Source organism: Flavobacterium sp. FlaQc-30 (assembly GCF_044005885.1).
Classification (GTDB): Bacteria; Bacteroidota; Bacteroidia; order Flavobacteriales; family Flavobacteriaceae; genus Flavobacterium.
This window is the reverse complement of sequence record NZ_JBIPCO010000002.1, coordinates 617,554-635,724: the sequence shown is the minus strand read 5'-3', so window position 1 is coordinate 635,724 and position 18,171 is coordinate 617,554. Positions and strand designations below refer to the sequence as shown.

The 18,171-nt window shown below is 33.5% G+C and carries 11 protein-coding genes; 4 read left to right on the top strand and 7 right to left on the bottom strand.

Features of this window, described 5'->3' with window-relative positions; translation table 11 throughout:
• Positions 1 to 296: 296 nt before the first annotated feature.
• Complete coding sequence (locus ACHRV0_RS07945) at positions 297 to 995, bottom strand: DUF3592 domain-containing protein (RefSeq protein WP_395440444.1); 699 nt, start codon at positions 993 to 995, stop codon at positions 297 to 299.
• A 240-nt stretch (positions 996 to 1,235) separates the two neighbouring features.
• Here ACHRV0_RS07945 and ACHRV0_RS07940 point away from each other — a divergent pair, with 240 nt between their 5' ends.
• The 4 genes from ACHRV0_RS07940 to ACHRV0_RS07925 are packed head-to-tail and all read left to right on the top strand — an operon-like array spanning position 1,236 to position 3,798.
• Positions 1,236 to 1,991, top strand: a complete 756-nt coding sequence (locus ACHRV0_RS07940; RefSeq protein WP_395440443.1) for a prolipoprotein diacylglyceryl transferase — start codon at positions 1,236 to 1,238, stop codon at positions 1,989 to 1,991.
• Positions 1,992 to 2,007: 16 nt separating this feature from the next.
• Positions 2,008 to 3,396 carry a radical SAM protein gene (locus tag ACHRV0_RS07935; RefSeq protein ID WP_395440442.1) on the top strand — a complete coding sequence of 463 codons (1,389 nt, stop codon included), beginning with the start codon at positions 2,008 to 2,010 and terminating at the stop codon, positions 3,394 to 3,396.
• 19 nt (positions 3,397 to 3,415) lie between these two features.
• Positions 3,416 to 3,589: a hypothetical protein gene (locus ACHRV0_RS07930; RefSeq protein ID WP_395440441.1), complete on the top strand. Its 174-nt coding sequence runs from the start codon at positions 3,416 to 3,418 to the stop codon at positions 3,587 to 3,589.
• Positions 3,590 to 3,600: 11 nt separating this feature from the next.
• Positions 3,601 to 3,798, top strand: a complete 198-nt coding sequence (locus ACHRV0_RS07925) for a hypothetical protein (protein ID WP_123872308.1) — start codon at positions 3,601 to 3,603, stop codon at positions 3,796 to 3,798.
• Positions 3,799 to 4,090: 292 nt separating this feature from the next.
• On the opposite strand, the gene ACHRV0_RS07920 is transcribed toward ACHRV0_RS07925, so the two are convergent.
• From ACHRV0_RS07920 to ACHRV0_RS07895, 6 genes are all read right to left on the bottom strand, one after another.
• Positions 4,091 to 6,157: a beta-N-acetylhexosaminidase gene (locus tag ACHRV0_RS07920; RefSeq protein WP_395440440.1), complete on the bottom strand. Its 2,067-nt coding sequence runs from the start codon at positions 6,155 to 6,157 to the stop codon at positions 4,091 to 4,093.
• A 153-nt stretch (positions 6,158 to 6,310) separates the two neighbouring features.
• Positions 6,311 to 8,248, bottom strand: coding sequence for a glucosamine-6-phosphate deaminase (nagB, locus tag ACHRV0_RS07915; protein ID WP_395440439.1), 1,938 nt, complete (start codon positions 8,246 to 8,248; stop codon positions 6,311 to 6,313).
• A gap of 106 nt (positions 8,249 to 8,354) precedes the next feature.
• Positions 8,355 to 9,932: a RagB/SusD family nutrient uptake outer membrane protein gene (locus tag ACHRV0_RS07910; RefSeq protein ID WP_395440438.1), complete on the bottom strand. Its 1,578-nt coding sequence runs from the start codon at positions 9,930 to 9,932 to the stop codon at positions 8,355 to 8,357.
• An 11-nt stretch (positions 9,933 to 9,943) separates the two neighbouring features.
• A complete protein-coding gene (locus tag ACHRV0_RS07905) occupies positions 9,944 to 12,991 on the bottom strand; it encodes a SusC/RagA family TonB-linked outer membrane protein (RefSeq protein ID WP_129024821.1) in 3,048 nt (1,015 codons plus the stop codon).
• 401 nt (positions 12,992 to 13,392) lie between these two features.
• The gene (locus tag ACHRV0_RS07900; protein WP_129024822.1) at positions 13,393 to 14,916 is read right to left on the bottom strand and encodes a SusD/RagB family nutrient-binding outer membrane lipoprotein; all 1,524 of its coding nucleotides are present in this window, start codon (positions 14,914 to 14,916) and stop codon (positions 13,393 to 13,395) included.
• Positions 14,917 to 14,929: 13 nt separating this feature from the next.
• Positions 14,930 to 18,118 (bottom strand): SusC/RagA family TonB-linked outer membrane protein, encoded by a 3,189-nt coding sequence (locus ACHRV0_RS07895; RefSeq protein WP_164975046.1) that lies wholly within the window; start codon positions 18,116 to 18,118, stop codon positions 14,930 to 14,932.
• Positions 18,119 to 18,171: the final 53 nt, after the last annotated feature.

Below are 18,171 nucleotides of genomic sequence, written 5' to 3'. Positions count from 1 at the left end.
ACGGATTTCTTTTTAACAGCAATGTTTGCAGAGGATTTACGCAGAGTTCGCAAAGACAAAGTCTAGTTTTGTCATCTCGACGAAGGAGAGATCACACGAAAAACTCCTTAAAGAAAATCTCCAATCTTTGTCGATCAACTAGTGAGATTTGCTTCATCTATTCGCTATCACTTGAGTCTCCTTCATTAAAATAACAATATTGCGTTTTACTTTTATTTACAAAAAAACCTGACAACAAAAATTGCAGGTTTATAATGTAAGCCAAACCTGTTTCAAAAGTTATCTTACTAATCTAATTAACTTCTAACTGTAGGTAGAAAAGAAATATCCATATAATATTTCTTTGGATTACTCGGATCGATCATCACTTTTATTATATCGCTTTTTATAAACTCTGTTGGGTCAAACCAGATATTATCGCTTTCAAAAACATACATTTCGTTTGTTTGAGGATTAAGCCACTGACTGGATATTTGAAACGGATTTCTTCCATTTACAGCCATCCCGTAATTTAAGTGCACTTGAACAAATTTTGTTTCAATACGTTTGCCGTTATCTCGAAGATACTGCGTTTTTCTTTGCTTTAAAATCCCGAATAAAATAATCCCGAAACCAATTAAAAAGAAAACTGTTCCTAAAATCCCAAAAATTAACGGTCCAATCCATAATGAGGCAAATCCGTTAATACTGGCGTCTTTTGGTTCTGCAGGATCATACAAAACTTCAACACTTTCGCCTTCGCTGTAACTTGGAGGATTACTGCTGACTGATGATGTGAATTCTATTTTATTTCCTGCTTTTGTAGTAAAGCTAACTACTGGCGCATAAGTTGTAGAATTATCAGATCTTTTACTTATTAACTCTACAACGGTTCCTTGCACAGTTTCGGCTTTTTTCAAAAAGGCTTGTCTATCCTGATAAAAATAAAAAGCACCTGCAAGCATAAGTGCTCCTATTGTTATAAATACATATTTAATTATGGCTATTGTTTTCATATTTTATTCTATAAAATAAGGTTATTATTAAATTATGTCTGCATTAAAAATGCAATAATAGATTAAATCTTCTGTTTATTAAAAGGCTGTAAATGTAATAATTTTATTATTAAACAAACAGGTGTGTCGCTAAAAAACATATCACAAATCAGACTAATTTGTTGTAGTTTTTCAAAAGAAAAAAAATGCAAAAACAATCCAATTAATTTAATTAAATTAGCAAAAAAATCTGACTAAAAAATGACATTCCCATTTCAATTTAAGCTCTTTAACGAAACCTTTTATTGGCACGCTTTATTTGAAACATTAGCCTTTTTTATTGGGATAAGGACATATTACTTTTTGAAGAAAAGAACAGTAGATCCTATTTCAGATATTAATCGTCTTATTATTTTAATTGGTGCAATGGTTGGTGCATTAATAGGCTCAAGAGTTATTGCGCTGCTTGAAAATCCTGCCGAAATAACACAGCAGACTTTTTTAACTTTTTTTCAGAACAAAACTGTTGCTGGAGGATTTTTAGGCGGATTGCTTGGGGTAGAACTTTTCAAAAAAATAATTGGGGTTAAAATCTCTTCGGGTGATTTATATGTAATTCCGATAATTGTGGCTTTATTTATTGGACGAATTGGCTGTTTCTCAATGGGCATTGCTGAACCTACTTACGGCATCGAAACTAGTTTTATTACTGGAATGGATCTGGGTGATGGGTTATACAGACATCCTGTAGCTTTGTATGAAATGTTTTTCATGCTTTTACTCTTTATCTTTTTCCAAAAAATAAAAAATAGAAAGCTCCTTAATGGTGACCGATTTAAACTATTTATGGTTTTGTACTTTTTATTTCGCTTTTTAATTGAATTTATAAAACCATATAATCCTTTATTTCTTCATTTAAGCAGTATTCAATGGAGCTCCATTTTTATTTTTATATACTACTCGAAATTTATTAATCGGGTTTTTAATCGTTTAAGCAAAACTTTACTTTTACAATAACTATACTTTTATCCTAATGAAAACCCGCGATTATATATTCTACGATTATACCAAAAGTTTATGCCCAGCTTGCTTAGATCTTGTTGATACTAAAATTGTATTTCAGGACAATAAAGTCATGATGTTGAAACATTGCAAAACACATGGTGAATTGAAATCGATGATTGCTGATGATGTTGATTATTACAAGCAGATTCGTAATTATAATAAGCAATCTGAAATGCCCTTAAAGTTCAATACAAAAGTGCACTATGGCTGCCCTTATGATTGCGGGTTGTGCACAGACCATGAACAACACTCCTGTTTAACGATTGTTGAAGTTACAGATCGCTGCAATTTAGCCTGCCCGACTTGTTATGCAAATTCGGCTCCAAACTATGGAAGGCATCGTACTTTAGAAGAAATTGAAAAAATGTTCGACACTGTTGTCGCTAATGAAGGCGAACCAGATGTTGTTCAAATCTCTGGAGGTGAACCAACTGTACATCCTGATTTTTTTAAAATTCTTGATATTGCTAAAAGCAAGCCTATTAAGCATTTGATGCTAAATACGAATGGAATAAGAATTGCAAAAGACATTAAATTTGTTGAGACATTAGCCGGCTATATGCCTGATTTCGAAATCTACTTGCAATTTGACAGCTTTAAACCTGAAGTATTAGAAAAACTTCGCGGAGAAGATTTAACTGAAGTTCGTAAAAAAGCAATCGAACATTTAAATCAATTTAATATTTCGACTACTTTGGTAATTACACTTCAAAAAGGAGAAAATGATGATGAAATTGGTCAGATAATTGAATATGCTTTACAGCAAAAATGTGTTCGAGGTGTTACTTTTCAGCCTACACAAGTTGCTGGTCGAAATGATAATTATGATGATTTTTCAGGCCGCATCACTTTAACTGAAGTACGTAGGAAAATTTATGAGCAATATCCACTATTTACACCACAAGATTTAATTCCTGTACCTTGCAATCCTGATGCCTTATGTATGGCTTATGCTTTAAAAATTGATGGGGAAGTTTTTCCGATGACTCACTTAATAAATCCCGAAGATCTGCTAAACAACTCCAAAAACACTATTGTTTTTGAACATGACGAAAAACTAAAAACTCATATGCTGAATCTATTCAGTACAGGAATTTCTGTTGATTGTGCTGAAACCGAAATGAATGAATTAATGTGCTGCTTGCCAAGGGTGCAATCAGACACTTTAAATTATAATAATTTGTTCCGAATTTTGATAATGAATTTTATGGACGCGCATGATTTTGATGTTCGAGCTGTTAAAAAATCTTGCGTTCACATTGTAAGCGATAAGATGAAAATTATTCCTTTTGAAACCATGAATTTATTTTACAGAGATCATAAAATTGATACAATTCGAGAAAAACTGAATGTTTAATTTACAAATTTTTTAAAATATGGAAGGATTACTATTTATTGGATTCATCCTCGCTGTGATGTTCTTAGTTGGATTGATTGGTTTAATTTCTGGAAAAGAAAACAAAAAATTCTTTTTAACAATTATGCTGATTCCAATAATCATTCTTGTAATTGGATTTGGCACCTGTGCCTTAATTGTAAGTCAGCTTTAATTTAAAACATTATGAATAATCCTTTAGTAGCAATTGGCGGTATGGCTGCCTTTATAAGTGTAATTGCTTTTCTTGCTGGAATTTTACGCTTGATTTTTATCTCACGCGATAGAAAAACTTCATTGAAAATTATACTGTTCGCCATCATTGGTTTTGTAATTGGTTTTGGCACCTGCGCAGCAAACTTCAAACTGGGAAACATGCATTAATAAAAAAACCTGGTAATAAAATTACCAGGTTTTATAATGTTCGCATTTGGGTGAAAACCAAATAACAAATCACCCAAATTTGATCATTATTCTGAAATAAAATTTAGATTAAAAAATAAATAACCAAACTCAATTTTAACCGTTCCAATATTCTATTTCTGTTTATCATAAAAGAGCTGTATTCAATAGATTTTGCCCTATTTATCTCTGTCAGAAAACCTGACAGAGATAAAAAAATTACTAAATAATTCAGGCAACACAACTTACTAAGTACTAACTCAAACCAAACTCATTATATTAATTTTTTAAGACTTTCATAAACTGATAATTCAACATCAGCATGATCTTTACTATTGCATTGTTCAATTAAATTTTTAAGCTCATCCGCTTTTAATTGCGGCTTATTATCTAACACAAGCAACAACTCTTTCGATGCATCGCTTAAACTTTTCGCTAAAGGTAAAAATGGCTGTACTAAAGGCGCATTTGCACTCAACTCTGCTAATTGCTTATAAAGCGAAATCCATTTAGTAAAGAATGCCGTTACTTTAGCTTTATTTTCTGGTGTTTTATTTGCTAAATACTGACTTACAGCATCATTAAAAGCTAATGAATCTTTAGCATCTGGCCCGCAAGCATCTGCAAAAAGTGTAAACGGAGAATACATTTGATATTCCGTTCCTCCTTTGTTTCTTTTATATCCTTTTAATGGTTCACAAACATTCGAAAATTCTTCCAGTGGTTCTATATTTTGATTATTAGAAATGTTTCTTAAAATAACCGCTTTGTTACGAATGTGTGTCAATCCAAGTTCTTCTAATCTAAAAGAAACTACATCAAGACGTTTTCTCATACTAGCCATATCAGTAATATCTTCAGCAGACCAAAGTCTTTCTGCAATTGCTGCAGTTCTTGGCCAAAGTCTAGAGTCGATAGTCGTAGGAGTTACAAGTTCTGTCCACATTGTTGCTTCTCCACCTAAAACTCTTGCTTTTTCTTCTGCCGATAAAACGGCCCCTTTTGGCATCGGATCATTTAAGTAATGACTTTCTATTGGGTACAATAAATCGACATAATATCCATTTGACATTACAGTCTTGTATCCTTTTTTAACTGCATCAATCAATGACTGACCTGCAACAACACCTTCGTTTGGTCCTCTCCATGCATGAATAATAGCATCTTTTGACATGTTTTTTGTCAAAATCTCTTCCCAGCCCATTAATTGCTTACCGTGTTTTTTAAGCATCGGAACTAACTGCATGGTAAAATAAGTCTGCAATTCATGATTGGTTGTCAACTTATTTTTCTTTTTAAATTCTTGAATTTTTGGATTTTCATCCCAGTCTTTTCCTTCGTTCTCATCTCCTCCAATATGAAAATAAGCTCCTGGAAATAATGGGCATACTTCGTCAAAAAGTTCGCTTAATATTTGATATGTTTTAGGATTTGAAGGATCTAATGTTGGTGAAAAAATACCCGCATTTCTTTCAATTCCATAGGTAGCAATTGCTGTACCTTGAATATTTTTTTCGGAAGTTCCTCCTGTCAATGTAATCACTTTACTGCCTATTTCTGGATACGCTGTAAGTATTGCAGATGCATGACCTGGAACATCTATTTCTGGAACTATCAAAATACCGCGCTCGTCAGCATATTTTACGATATTTTTAATTTCCTCTTGTGTATAATACATTCCATCCGAAGCTAATTCTATTAGTTTTGGATGTTTTTTCATTTCAATTCTCCAACCTTGATCATCAACTAAATGCCAATGAAACACATTCATTTTCATTGCTGCCAATCCATCTAGATTTCTTTTGATTACATCAACCGGCTGAAAGTGTCTTGAAGCATCTATCATTAAGCCTCTCCATGTAAATCTTGGAAAATCTGAAATTTTTGATACTGGAAAATAAAATGAACTACTGTTATTTTGCAGCATTTGCAATAATGTTTCAAGTCCGTGTAAAGCACCTAAATCGCTTGTTGCGTTTATCGTAATTTTATTTTGTTTGATATCTAAGTGATAACTTTCATCTTCATATAAACCAATTTTACCACTTTTAGTACAATTAATCTGCAGTTCGGCATTTGGAACTTCATTTAACTTTGTGATAAAACCTTGCTGAAAAAAAATTCCTGTTCTACCATCTAAGCGACGCAAAAAACGAGTTACTCCACCAAAAATTCTTGGATTAGGATTTCCGGTTATGTTTACTTTAAAGTTTTTGTTTAAAGCAAAATTTCCGTCGTTTAATACAACACTCTGAGGCCAAGGCATAAGATTTAACTGCTCTTTCTGAATTTGAGCGCTAGAGGTTACACCTGCTAATAGTAGGACAAATAAATATTTCATTTTTACTGTTTTTGAAAAGATGTTATCCTAAGACAACATTAATAAATAGATAAAAGAAACAAAACTCAGATGGACTCTTATTGAACCTCACTAATCGCTGCGAAATCAATCTGAATTTTGTAATTTGATTCGTTCTAATCGAATCTATTTTTTTTAGTAATCAAAACGTTTAAAGGCCTCGATTGCTTCATATTCTGCCAATCCTAATTCATCATAAAGAATAGCGGTATTTTTATTTCTGTCTTCGGCTCTAACCCAAAATTCTCTGGAATCATTTCCTTGAAACATTACACGGTCTTTTTGAGACTGGTGATACAAAATTGCATGACGTTTTAAAAGCACTTCTGATGGAGAAAGGGGAACAGCCATATCAATTTCATTAATATCCCATTCTTGCCATGCACCTCTATACAGCCATAACCAGCAATCATCCATGTATTTTTCAGATTTTAATTCCCCCATTGCTGCAAAAATCGCATTCAAACAAACTTCATGAGTTCCATGTGGATCTGCTAAATCTCCTGCTGCAAATACTTGATGTGGCTTTATTCTAGCGATAATTTCTTTTACAATAGCGATATCTTCTGGTCCTAACGGATTTTTCTTTACTTGTCCTGTTTCGTAAAACGGAAGATCTAAAAAATGAGTTTTTTCATCTTTCAGCCCAATATATCTTGTTGCTGCATAAGATTCTCTTCTTCTTATTAATCCTTTTAGTTTTCGAACTTCAAGAGAATCAATTTCGTTTTCTGATTTATGGTTTAAAAATTCAATTACAGATTTAAAGTTGATCCCACTTGCTGCTTCACCAACAAAATCTTTGGCAACCTCAGCAAACTTCAAAGCTTCATCGTCTGTAACCGCAATATTTCCAGAGGTTTGATATACAACATGTACATCATGACCTTGTTTTATCAATTTTGAAAAAGTTCCTCCCATAGAAATCACATCATCATCTGGATGCGGACTAAAAAGAATTACTCGTTTTTTTGCAGGATTAGCTCTTTCTGGACGATGTGAATCATCTGTATTAGGTTTTCCTCCCGGCCATCCTGTAATGGTATGCTGTAAAACATTGAACATATTAATGTTCAAATCATAAGCAGAACCTTCTTGTGCCAGTAAATCAGACATTCCATTGTTATTGTAATCTCTGTCGGTTAATTTTAAGATTGATTGTTTTGTTTTTTGGCACAACCAAACAATCGCTTTACTTTTTAATTCCTGATTCCAAATGCATTCTCCAACCAGCCAAGGCGTTTTAAAACGAGTCAATTCTGATGCTGCTGACTGATCTAAAACAAAGGTTGCATTAGGATGATTTTGCAAAAATGTAGCTGGAACTTCTGAGCTGATATCGCCTTGAGTAGTTCTTTTGATGATATCGGCTTTATTTTGTCCCCAAGCCATAAGTACGATTCTTTTTGATCGCATAATGGTTGAAACTCCCATTGTAATGGCTCTTTTAGGCACATTATCAATTCCATTAAAATCTGATGAGGCATCAACTCTTGTAATATGATCCAGAGTAATAATTCTCGTGCCAGAATTAATATGTGAACCTGGTTCGTTGAAACCTACGTGGCCTGTACGACCAATTCCTAATAATTGAAAATCAAGACCTCCTGCATTTTTAATATTCATTTCATAATCGATACAGTATTGATTTAATTCATCAATTGTAACTGTACCGTCTGGAATATTTACATTCTCAGGATTGATATCAATATGATTAAAAAGATGCTGATGCATGAAATAATGATAGCTCTGATTGTTCTCTTTACTCATTGGATAATATTCATCCAAATTAAAAGTAACTACATTGCTAAAACTTAAGCCTTCTTCTTTGTGCATTCTCACTAATTCCTCATACACTTTTATAGGAGAAGAACCTGTGGCTAAACCCAATACGCAGGTTTTATTTTTTTCCTGCTTAGATCTAATTAACTGCGCAATTTCCTGCGCTACAATTACAGAAGCTTCTGCAGAATTTTTGAAGATTTCGTTATGGATTTTCTCAAATCTCGTTTCTTCAAATTTTCCCGCGCTTTTATAGCTGATATCAGGTTTTATTTCTAAAGCACTTTTCATTTATTTTCTATTTTTTGTATTTACAATTTTGGTTTTTGAAATGGTATAGACAACTTTCACTGCCTATACCATTCACTAACCAAACTTAAATTCTTATACTCTGTTTTTAGAAGTTCGGACCAGTAGTATCCCACCAAGTTCTAGTTCCTCCATTATCAGGACCTCCAAGTTTTGCAACACCTGTTTTAACTCCTTCTGGATTTCCATCTCTTTCACTTTGAACAAAGTTTATTCTTCTTACACCAAATTGAGTAGTAACTACACCAGCACTTTGATTATTAAGAATTGGTAACAATTTAGGATAACCTGTTCTACGGTGATCAGACCAAGCTTCTTGTCCGTCAGGGAAGTTAGCAATCCATTTTTGAGTGATGATTTTTTGAAGTTTCACTTCATTACTTGCAGTATTATCCCAAGCAACAGTAACTTTATTTACTGCTAAACCACTATTGAATGGTGCAACTGGATCTACATAGTCTTTTGCTGTATTTACATTATTTGCAGTATATTCAGCAGCGCCACCTGTAGCAAGCTGATCAAAAGATGCAGCAATACCAGCTTTGTACAATGATTCAGCATCACCTCCCATGTTCCAGCCTCTTAAAGCACCTTCGGCTCTTAAGAAGTAAACTTCAGCAGCATTCATCCAAACTACTTGTTTGTCATCTTTTATTACTTTTCCGAAATTTGAAAATTTCATGTGTAATGTTTTATCTCCAAGAATTCCACCTGTACGGATTCCTTTGTACTGATCAGGAAATTGTTCTGATGTTGCAAAGTAAGCTTTCATTCTAGGGTCATTATAACCTCCCATGATAGATTCCATATCTGCAGACATACGGCTGTCATTGTACTCATAAGCAGCCACTCTTAAAGGGTGTTGTGAAACATCTTTAGTTACCATAAAAGTATCAGTTGCAGCTGTCATTACACCAAATTTTTGACTCATTGCTTTTTCAGCTTCTGCTTTTGCTAATGTTGGATTTACTTTTACAATACGCATTGCTAATCTTAAACGTAATGAATTGGCATATCTCACCCATTTTTCATAGCTTCCTGCATATGTTGAACGGTCTGTATTTACAAAAGAGCTAGGTTCTTTTGCATCTATTCTTCTTGTTAACTCGTTTACTGCAAAATCTAAGTCTTTAAACATTGCTGTATAAACGTCTTGTTGCGAATCGTATGCAATTGTCGAATTAGTAGTTCCTAATTGAGAGTAAACAATTGGTCCCCACGTATCGGCTACTTTATGTAAAGTTTCTACTTTAATAATTGTTGCAAGTGCATAAAACTGATCGTATTTTCCTTTAGATTCTTTTTCAACTTTCAAGAAATTTGCCATTACCAGTGAATATGCAGCTTCCCATCCTGCTCCATTCCATTTATCAGTAAGAGCATAAGAAAGATTATTTGCTCCATCAAAACCTGGAGCTGTTGAATAACCTCCCCAAGTATTTGCTGATAAATCAATGGCAATTTGATATCTCCAACCTGGAGTATTCACCATTACATTCTCGAACATATTTTTAAAAGGACCTAAAATATGGTTAAAGTCCTGTGTTACTTCCTCTTGAGTAAAAGCATCAGGATTACTATTAATCTCATCGAAATTATCTGTACAACCAACTAAGGCTAAAAGACCGAAACAGATTAATGATTTTTTTATATTGTTTGTTTTCATGATATTTTAAATTAGAAAGTTACATTTAAATTAAGACCAATACTTCTTGTTGATGGCAAACCATAAATATCAACTCCTTGTAAACCTTGACCTGTACTTAAAGCAATGTTTGGATCAAAAGGTGCATCTTTATAAAAGAAGAATAAATTTCTTGCGATTAATGATAAAGTTGCTGTATTAACAAATGGCAATGTTTTTTTACTGAAAGTATAGCCAAGTGAAACCTCTCTTAAACTTACGTTTGTAGCGTCATATACATACTCAGCTGTAGCTCCGTTAAGTCCGCCAACTGCTTCGTAATATTTTTGAGCATCCATTGAAGTAACTTTAGTACCATTAGGCATAACTGCATTTACAGGAACACCACCAGCATTTCTTGCATCTCCACTTCTTTTTGATACTCCATAAAAATCATTCATAGATTCTGTAATACTCATTACATCACCTCCAAAACGTCCATCGATTAAGAAATTAGCTGTAAAAGCACCAAACTTAAATGTATTTGACCAACCTAACATGAAATCAGGATTTGCATTACCAACTTCACGGAACGCTCCTTCAATTGCTAAGTTTCCTTTGTCATCTAAAACAATTTCTCCTTTATCGTTTTTAACGATACCTTTTCCTTCAATAACTCCAAATGGTCTTCCTTCTGTTAAAGCATATCTGTAGTTGATATTGTTTACAGGAGTTAAAGGAATTGTTCCTCCTAATTCTTCTGGAATTTCTTTAACCTTGTTTTTATTTTGAGAATAGTTTAGTGTAGTATCCCATGAGAATTTATCTCCTGTGATGATTTTTCCAGTAAGAACAAGTTCGATACCGTGGTTTTCGATACTACCAGCGTTAATTCCGTAAAAAGTATAACCATAAGGGTTTGTGCTTGGTGCAGGAACTTGGATGTATTGATTTTTAGTTTCTGAATTGTAGTAAGAAACCTCAAAACCAAATCTGTTATTAAACATTCTCCATTCTGTACCAAATTCGTATTCTGATTTTAACTCAGGTTTTAAAGATTCACCTGGTCTTGGTCCTACTGTTGGAGGAATAATGATACCACCTTGAACTGTTGATTTTGGAGAAGTTACGAAAGCCGAAACGTCGTTTCCTACTTCTGCATAAGTTCCTCTTACTTTTCCAAAGTTAATCCATTCTGGCAAAGTTGTCATTTCACTAATAAGAGCAGTCACACCCACAGATGGATAAAAGTATGATGGAGTATCTGTATTTACTAAAGTAGATGACCAGTCATTACGTCCTGTAACATCTAAATACAACATATTTTTGTAACCAAAAGTAGCAGAAGCAAATATAGATTGAACTTCTCTAGCAGAACCTGTAGCTTGAAGATTTAAGTTATCTACACCTTTGTTACTTCCAAAATTTCCTAATGTAAATAAGTTAGCATTAATAAGCCCTGGAGTGATACCAGAATCTAAAGTAGTTGAATGATTTGCTAAAGTATTATTGATACTAGCACCTACTATAGCATTAAAGCTGAAATTCTCGTTGAAATTAGTATTGATTTTAGCAATTAAATCTCCATAACGTTGTGTACTTAATGTACCTACATTAATATATCTACCATTATATCCAGACAAAGAATTATTTGTAGTAGCATAAATTCTCTTATCAAAATCATTTTCGATTCTGTTATAGCTGTATCTTGCACCAATGCTCAACCAGTTGTTTGCTTTATAATCTAAAGCGATGTTTCCGTTAAAGAAATTATCTTTATCAACAGATTTGTTTCTATTGATTAACCAATATGGGTTTTGAACGTAGATGTCAGCATCCAATGGCGTGTAGAAATTTTGCCCGTAAAGGTTTCTAGAAGGAATAAATGATTCGAAATTATCTTTGTAGAAATTGAAGTCATTTGCTCTTTGAAACAAATAAACACCTGTAAGAGGATTTGAATAAAGTCCGTTTACCGGTCTGTTATCAATAGTTTGGCTTGTATATTTTGCATCAGCAGAAACAGTTAATTTATTGTTGAAAAATTTAGCTGTTTGACGGATTCCAAAATTGTTTTTCTTTAATCCATTACCTTCAATAATACCTGAAGAAGAAGTGTTAGCATAAGATAAAGTTGTAGAAGCAATATCTGATCCTGTTGTAAATGAAGCAGAAGTAATTTGCGTAACTCCAGTATTGAAAAAATCTTTTACAAAATCATTTGAAGCTACTTTTCCTCCCCAAGATTTTTGTGCATTTAAAGTTCCATATTCATTTTGGAATTCTGGCAAAGAATGTACCGATTCAAAAGTAGTAACAGAAGAAATTGCTAAGTTTCCTTTGTTTTCTTTATTTTTCTTAGAAGAAAGCAAAATAACACCATTTGCTCCTTGAGATCCGTATAATACAGATGCTGCTGCACCTTTAAGTACGGTCATTCCTTCATAATCATCAGGGTTAATTAAAGAAACTGTATCTCCCCCGTCACGGTTACCTCCTGCAGTACTACCAAATGAATCATTTGGCTGATTTGAACTACCATTATACAAAGGAATACCATCAATTACGTAAAGCGGCTGGCTGTTTAATATAGAAGAGTTACCACGAATAACTACTTTTGTAGATCCTCCAGTACCTGCAGAACTTTTTGTTACTGCAACACCGGCAACTTTACCTGCAATTGTATTAATAACGTTGGCATCTTTTACACGAGTCAACTCTTCGCCTTTAAGTTCTTGAGCTGCGTAAGTAAGAGATTTTCTAGTTTTCTTAAGACCTAATGAAGTAACAACTACTTCGTTTAACGCATTTGATGCTGCTGGTACCATTTTAACATTAATTGTAGTAGCATCACCTACAACTATCGATTGTGTTTCAAGACCTACATAAGTAAAAACTAAAGTTTGTCCTTTTGTAACTTCAATAGTGTACAATCCGTCAAAATCGGTAGTAGAACCTTTTTGACCTCCTTGCACAGCAACAGATGCACCCGGCAACGGCATCCCATCAGAATCTGTAATCACACCTTTAACATTTTTTACCTGAGCAAGCGAAACTTGCGCCGTAAAAACAATCATAAAGATTAAGAAAATTTTTTTCATGTTTATTTATTTTGTTAGTTATGATGTAAAATTATTCTTAAGGGATTGTTAAAAAAAATATATTATACAAACTGCCTGAAATTTTAAACAAACGACATAAATCGATCAATAATCCGTTGTACGAAAACGTTTTCCTATCTATAAAATGCAGTTTTTACCACATTTACGGAGATTTTATTCAACAATAGGTTAGTTTTATTAAAAATCATTTAACAAATCACAAATATTTGAAAATCTGTTATTTAAGATAAAAACTATCAAATTCTTTTAAATACTATTAAAAAAAAGAAGTAATTAAATGTTAAAAAAAAATGCCTAATAAAATGTTATCATAATTTTAATTTCTAAGATTTAATTACAATAACACCTTATTAGGCAAAACTTTATGCAGGAATTTCTATTTAATTAGCATCCCACCAAACTTTGTTCAACCAGTCATTTTTCCCTCCCATTCTAGCTAGTGCATCTAAATAATTTGTTTCATTCTTCTGCATTTCATCATTTGGATAATATAAACGTGTTGGTGTAACTCCATTTGTCTCAGAATCTGGATTTGTGATAGGAACTAATTTTGGAAATCCAGTTCTTCTCCAATTTGAATAAGCCTCAATACTATTAAAAATATAAGTTATCCAAAGCTGAGTTGCAATTTGTTCTTTTTCTTTTCCCGCAACTAATGGTTTAGCATTTAGGTAAGTATCAATTTTAGATTGACCAGCCGGCAGCGCTCCATAAATTTCTAATTGTTTAATACCTGCTTCAACTCCTTTTTTATAGTAATCCGCTGCAGAACCAGAAACCCAGCCTCTAAAAGCAGCTTCAGCCAGTAACAATTGTGTTTCTGAATAACTAACATGTAAAAAAGGTGTCGTTTTTTTCTTGAAATAATCTTGAATTCCTGATGTTGCATCAGTTCCACCCGGAGCTTGATATTGGTACAAACCTGGTTTTACTCCTTCATATAAATTTTCACCTGGCCCAATTGGTGCGCCTTGCTTAACGCTGCTGGTTTTTTTAGGAGTTGCAAGCATTGTTAATCTAGGATCTCCATTATCTCTAAGATAATCTATAACCAAAGTTGTAAAGTGATCTCCATTTTCATTCCCTACAAAAGCATAAGCAAGTCCATTTCCTCTAAAATCAATAGATGCTGGATCATCATTAAAACTTGCATCTAAATGACGCATGATACAATTATCTTCATTGCTCGCAAAAACTCCGTTTTGCAAAGCCGCTTTAACTTGTTTTTCAGCTTCAACTGGTTTTATCTCGGAAATCCTCATTCCAAGACGCAAACGTAATGTGTTTGCCAGTTTTTTCCATTTTAGAACATCACCATTATAAAATAAATCACCTTTTATGCTTCCGCCGCCAACTTTTAATTGATTATAAGCTTCATCTAATTCTTTAAAAAATGACATATAAATGTCTTCTTGTTTATCATATTTAGGTGTTACAATTCCTTTTGAGAAACCCAATCCAGCTTCTGAATAAGGAATATCACCATAAATATCAGTCATACGCTGCGCTACCATTACTTTCATAATCTTACCAACAGCATTCATATTTGCAGCCGCAGGATCATCTTTTGTTTTTTCAAGAATATCTACAACATTCTTTAGTTCATTTGAATACCCATTTCTCCATAAAGCAGTAGCATATCCGTCATCTTTATTGAATCTGCTTCCAAATGTAGTTACGTTCCATGCACCAGAATAATGCTGTACAAAACCACCAGAATAAATTAAGTTGGTTCTCCATTGATAAAACCCATCTCCAGACATACACAATTGTGTAAACGTAAGTTGTCCAGCTGGATTTGCAGTCAACGCCACAGGATCTTTCTCCAGCGCGTCAAAATTCTCCGTACAGCCTACTGCAGTAAACAATGCAAGTATGGCTATTATTATTTGTTTGAATTTCATAATATCTTTTTTTTTAGAATGCAATTTTAATATTAAAACCATACGACTGTCTAAATGGTAATGAACCATACTCAAAACCTTGTCCGTTTCCAGATGTATACATAGACTCTGGATCAACATTTGGAAGATCTTTATTAAAAGTCAATAAGTTTCTTGCAAATGCCGAAACATAAATTGAGTTAATTTTAGCACCCGCAAAAACACTTTTTGGTATTTGATAACCTAAACTAACCTCTCTTAATTTTACATACGAAGCATCGTAAACAAATGGAGCTGGTGTGTTATTAAATACTGTATTCCAATAATCCTGAGGATTTACAGGTTTTGTATTTTTTTCATACTTCGGATTGGCTGTAGTTCCAACATTTACAACACCCTCAGCAACATAACCTCCTGTAGGAATCCATGTTGCTTGACTAAAATTAGGATCACTCGCAATTGCTTGAGCTCTTGCTTGATTATAAGCATCTCTACCATCAGTAGTAACATCCAAAAGTCCTTTTTGAGCTGCAACAGAATTAGTCATAGAATACACATCCATTCCAAACTTCATATCGATTAAAAATTGAAGCGTTATTCCTTTATAGCTAAATCTATTTGTTAAACCTGCAGCCCAATCTGGAAGACCTTTTCCTAATGCTACTTTTTCATCTGTAAATAATGGCAGACCATTTGCTCCAACAACTTTTTCACCTGCATCATTTCTTAAAAAATCTCTTCCCATAATTGTTCCGTATTTACCTCCAACTTCTCCAACAATAGAAGCACCTGCCCAGCGTGCTTCAGAAATGGTGTACGTTTGAATATCTGGATGTAAAGAAAGAATTGAGTTTTTGTTTTTTGAGAAATTCAAATCAATTCCCCATTCAAAATCTTTAGTTCTAATAGGTGTACCAGACAAAAAGATTTCAATACCTTCGTTACGCAATTCTCCAGCATTAACCGAAATAAATTCATATCCAGATGTTGCAGATGAAGGAAGATCCAGAGTTTGATCAGAAGTATCTTCACGATAAACAGTAATATCGGCTCTTAATCTATTTTTAAAGAAAGAAGTTTCAAGTCCAAACTCTACTCCTGTTTTAGATTGGTAAGTCAAATTAGGATTTGGCGCCGCACTATTTTTAATATTTACCACACTTTGACCATTGTAAGAAGCAAACGTGGTATAGTTTAATGCATTTTTATAAGCGCCTGGAGCATTAGAAACTCTCGCCCAAGAAGCTCTAAATTTTCCATAATTAAAAACTTCATTTTTAAAATCAAAAGCATCAGAGAATACAAAACCTAGGGAAGCCGCAGGATAAAAAGCATCTTTATTAATTACACTGAACCAGTCATTTCTTCCTGTAAATTCCGCATATAAATATCCTTTGTAATCAAACTTTGCTGAACCATAAACTGAGTTTGTTCTGGTTCTGGTTTCAACAGGAGCATTTTCTGTTTGATTCACAAAATTACTAATGTATTCAGTTCCCGGTTCTATAATTTTTGTTCCAAATCTAGAATTTTGATCTCTTCTAAAATCTCTTCTACCAGCTCCTAAAATTCCTGAGAAAGTAAAATCTTCAGCTAATTTTATATCACTAAAAGTTGCGATTAAGTCAGTATTCATCTCTGACACATTTATATTATTTAAACCAAGATAACCTTCATCTCTTCCCGGCCATGTACTTCCTGCAGCCATAAAATCTTTAGCACTAAAAGCGTAAGTATCTAAACCAGATCTCAACGTTAATGCTGCCCATCTTTTTAACTGATAAGTTCCAGATACATTACCAATAAAACGATTTTTCTTAGATGAATTATGATTCTCGTCTATTGTAAAATATGGGTTTAATTGATAAATATTAGTATTCCATTCGTATATCTTACCTGTTTCTGGATCCTTATAATTCTTCAACCAAGCTTGATCAATATTTGGAGCCAATCCGCTTAATGAATAACCAATATTATTTGGAGAATCTCCTAAACCAGGTCTGTTTTCAGTATTTTCAGCAATATAATTTACATTAGCATCCAGCGTAAATTTCTCTGATTTTAAAGTTGCATTTAAACTTGCATCATTTCGTTCTAAACCAGATCCCGGAATTACGTCATCGTTGTTTAAATTATTATATCCAAAACGTACATAAGCATTATCACTACCTGCCGATAATGCGATTCCATTTGTAGTTGTAAATCCAGTTCTAAAAAAATCTTGAATATTATTATCGACTTTAGCATAAGGTCGTGTAGAACCGTCAAATATTTTTACTTGTGCTCCTACAGATTGAGAAAACTTTGGTCCCCAAGCGCTAGTAGTGTAATTGTAAAGTTCAGAAGGACCTCTGCTAGGATCTGGCAATGCACCATTTGCACCAGTTCCATACTCACTTTGAAAATCCGAATACTTAGCATTTACACGATCAAAACTTACACCGCTTGTCAATTCAACTTGAAGCTTTCCTTTGCTTCCTTTTTTAGTTGTAATTAAAATTACTCCATTCAAAGCTCTTGAACCATACAATGCCGCCGCAGCTGCACCTTTCAATACTGTTAAGCTTTCAATGTTGTTAGGATTAATTCCTGAAATTCCATCTCCATTATCACGTCCATCAAACCATCTGCTAGCTGCAGCATTATCATTTGATAAACCAGAATTATCAATAGGAACTCCATCTACAATATAAAGCGGCTGGTTACTTTCGCTTATACTTGAAATACCTCTAATAATAACTCTCGTACTACCAGCAATTCCTGTTGATGGTATTGATACGTCTACACCGGCAACTCTTCCAGATAAAGCTGAAGTTACATTTGTTGTGATCGCTTTATTTAATTGATCACCTTTTACATCTTGAACTGCATAACCCAGTTCTTTCTTTTGTCTTTTAATCCCAAGTGCCGTAACAACAACTTCATTTAAATTTTGTGCATCTTCTTTAAGTACAACATTAATTGTAGGCGAAGAAGTCACCGTTACTGTTTGGGTTTTAATACCAATATACGAAAACGCAAGAACATCTCCCGCAGATGCTTGAATCGTATACTTTCCGTCATAATCACTTTGGGTAGCCGTTTTTGTACCTTGAATAATAATACTTACCCCAGGCAGCGGCAATCCATTTTGATCGCTTACCAAACCTTTGATCGTTTTTACTTGTGCAAATGACATTTGCGAAGTAAAGATAATCGCAAGGATTAACATAATTTGTTTCATTTTTATCATGGTTTTGATTAGTTAAGTGATAAAAATATTGTTAAGGCACTGTT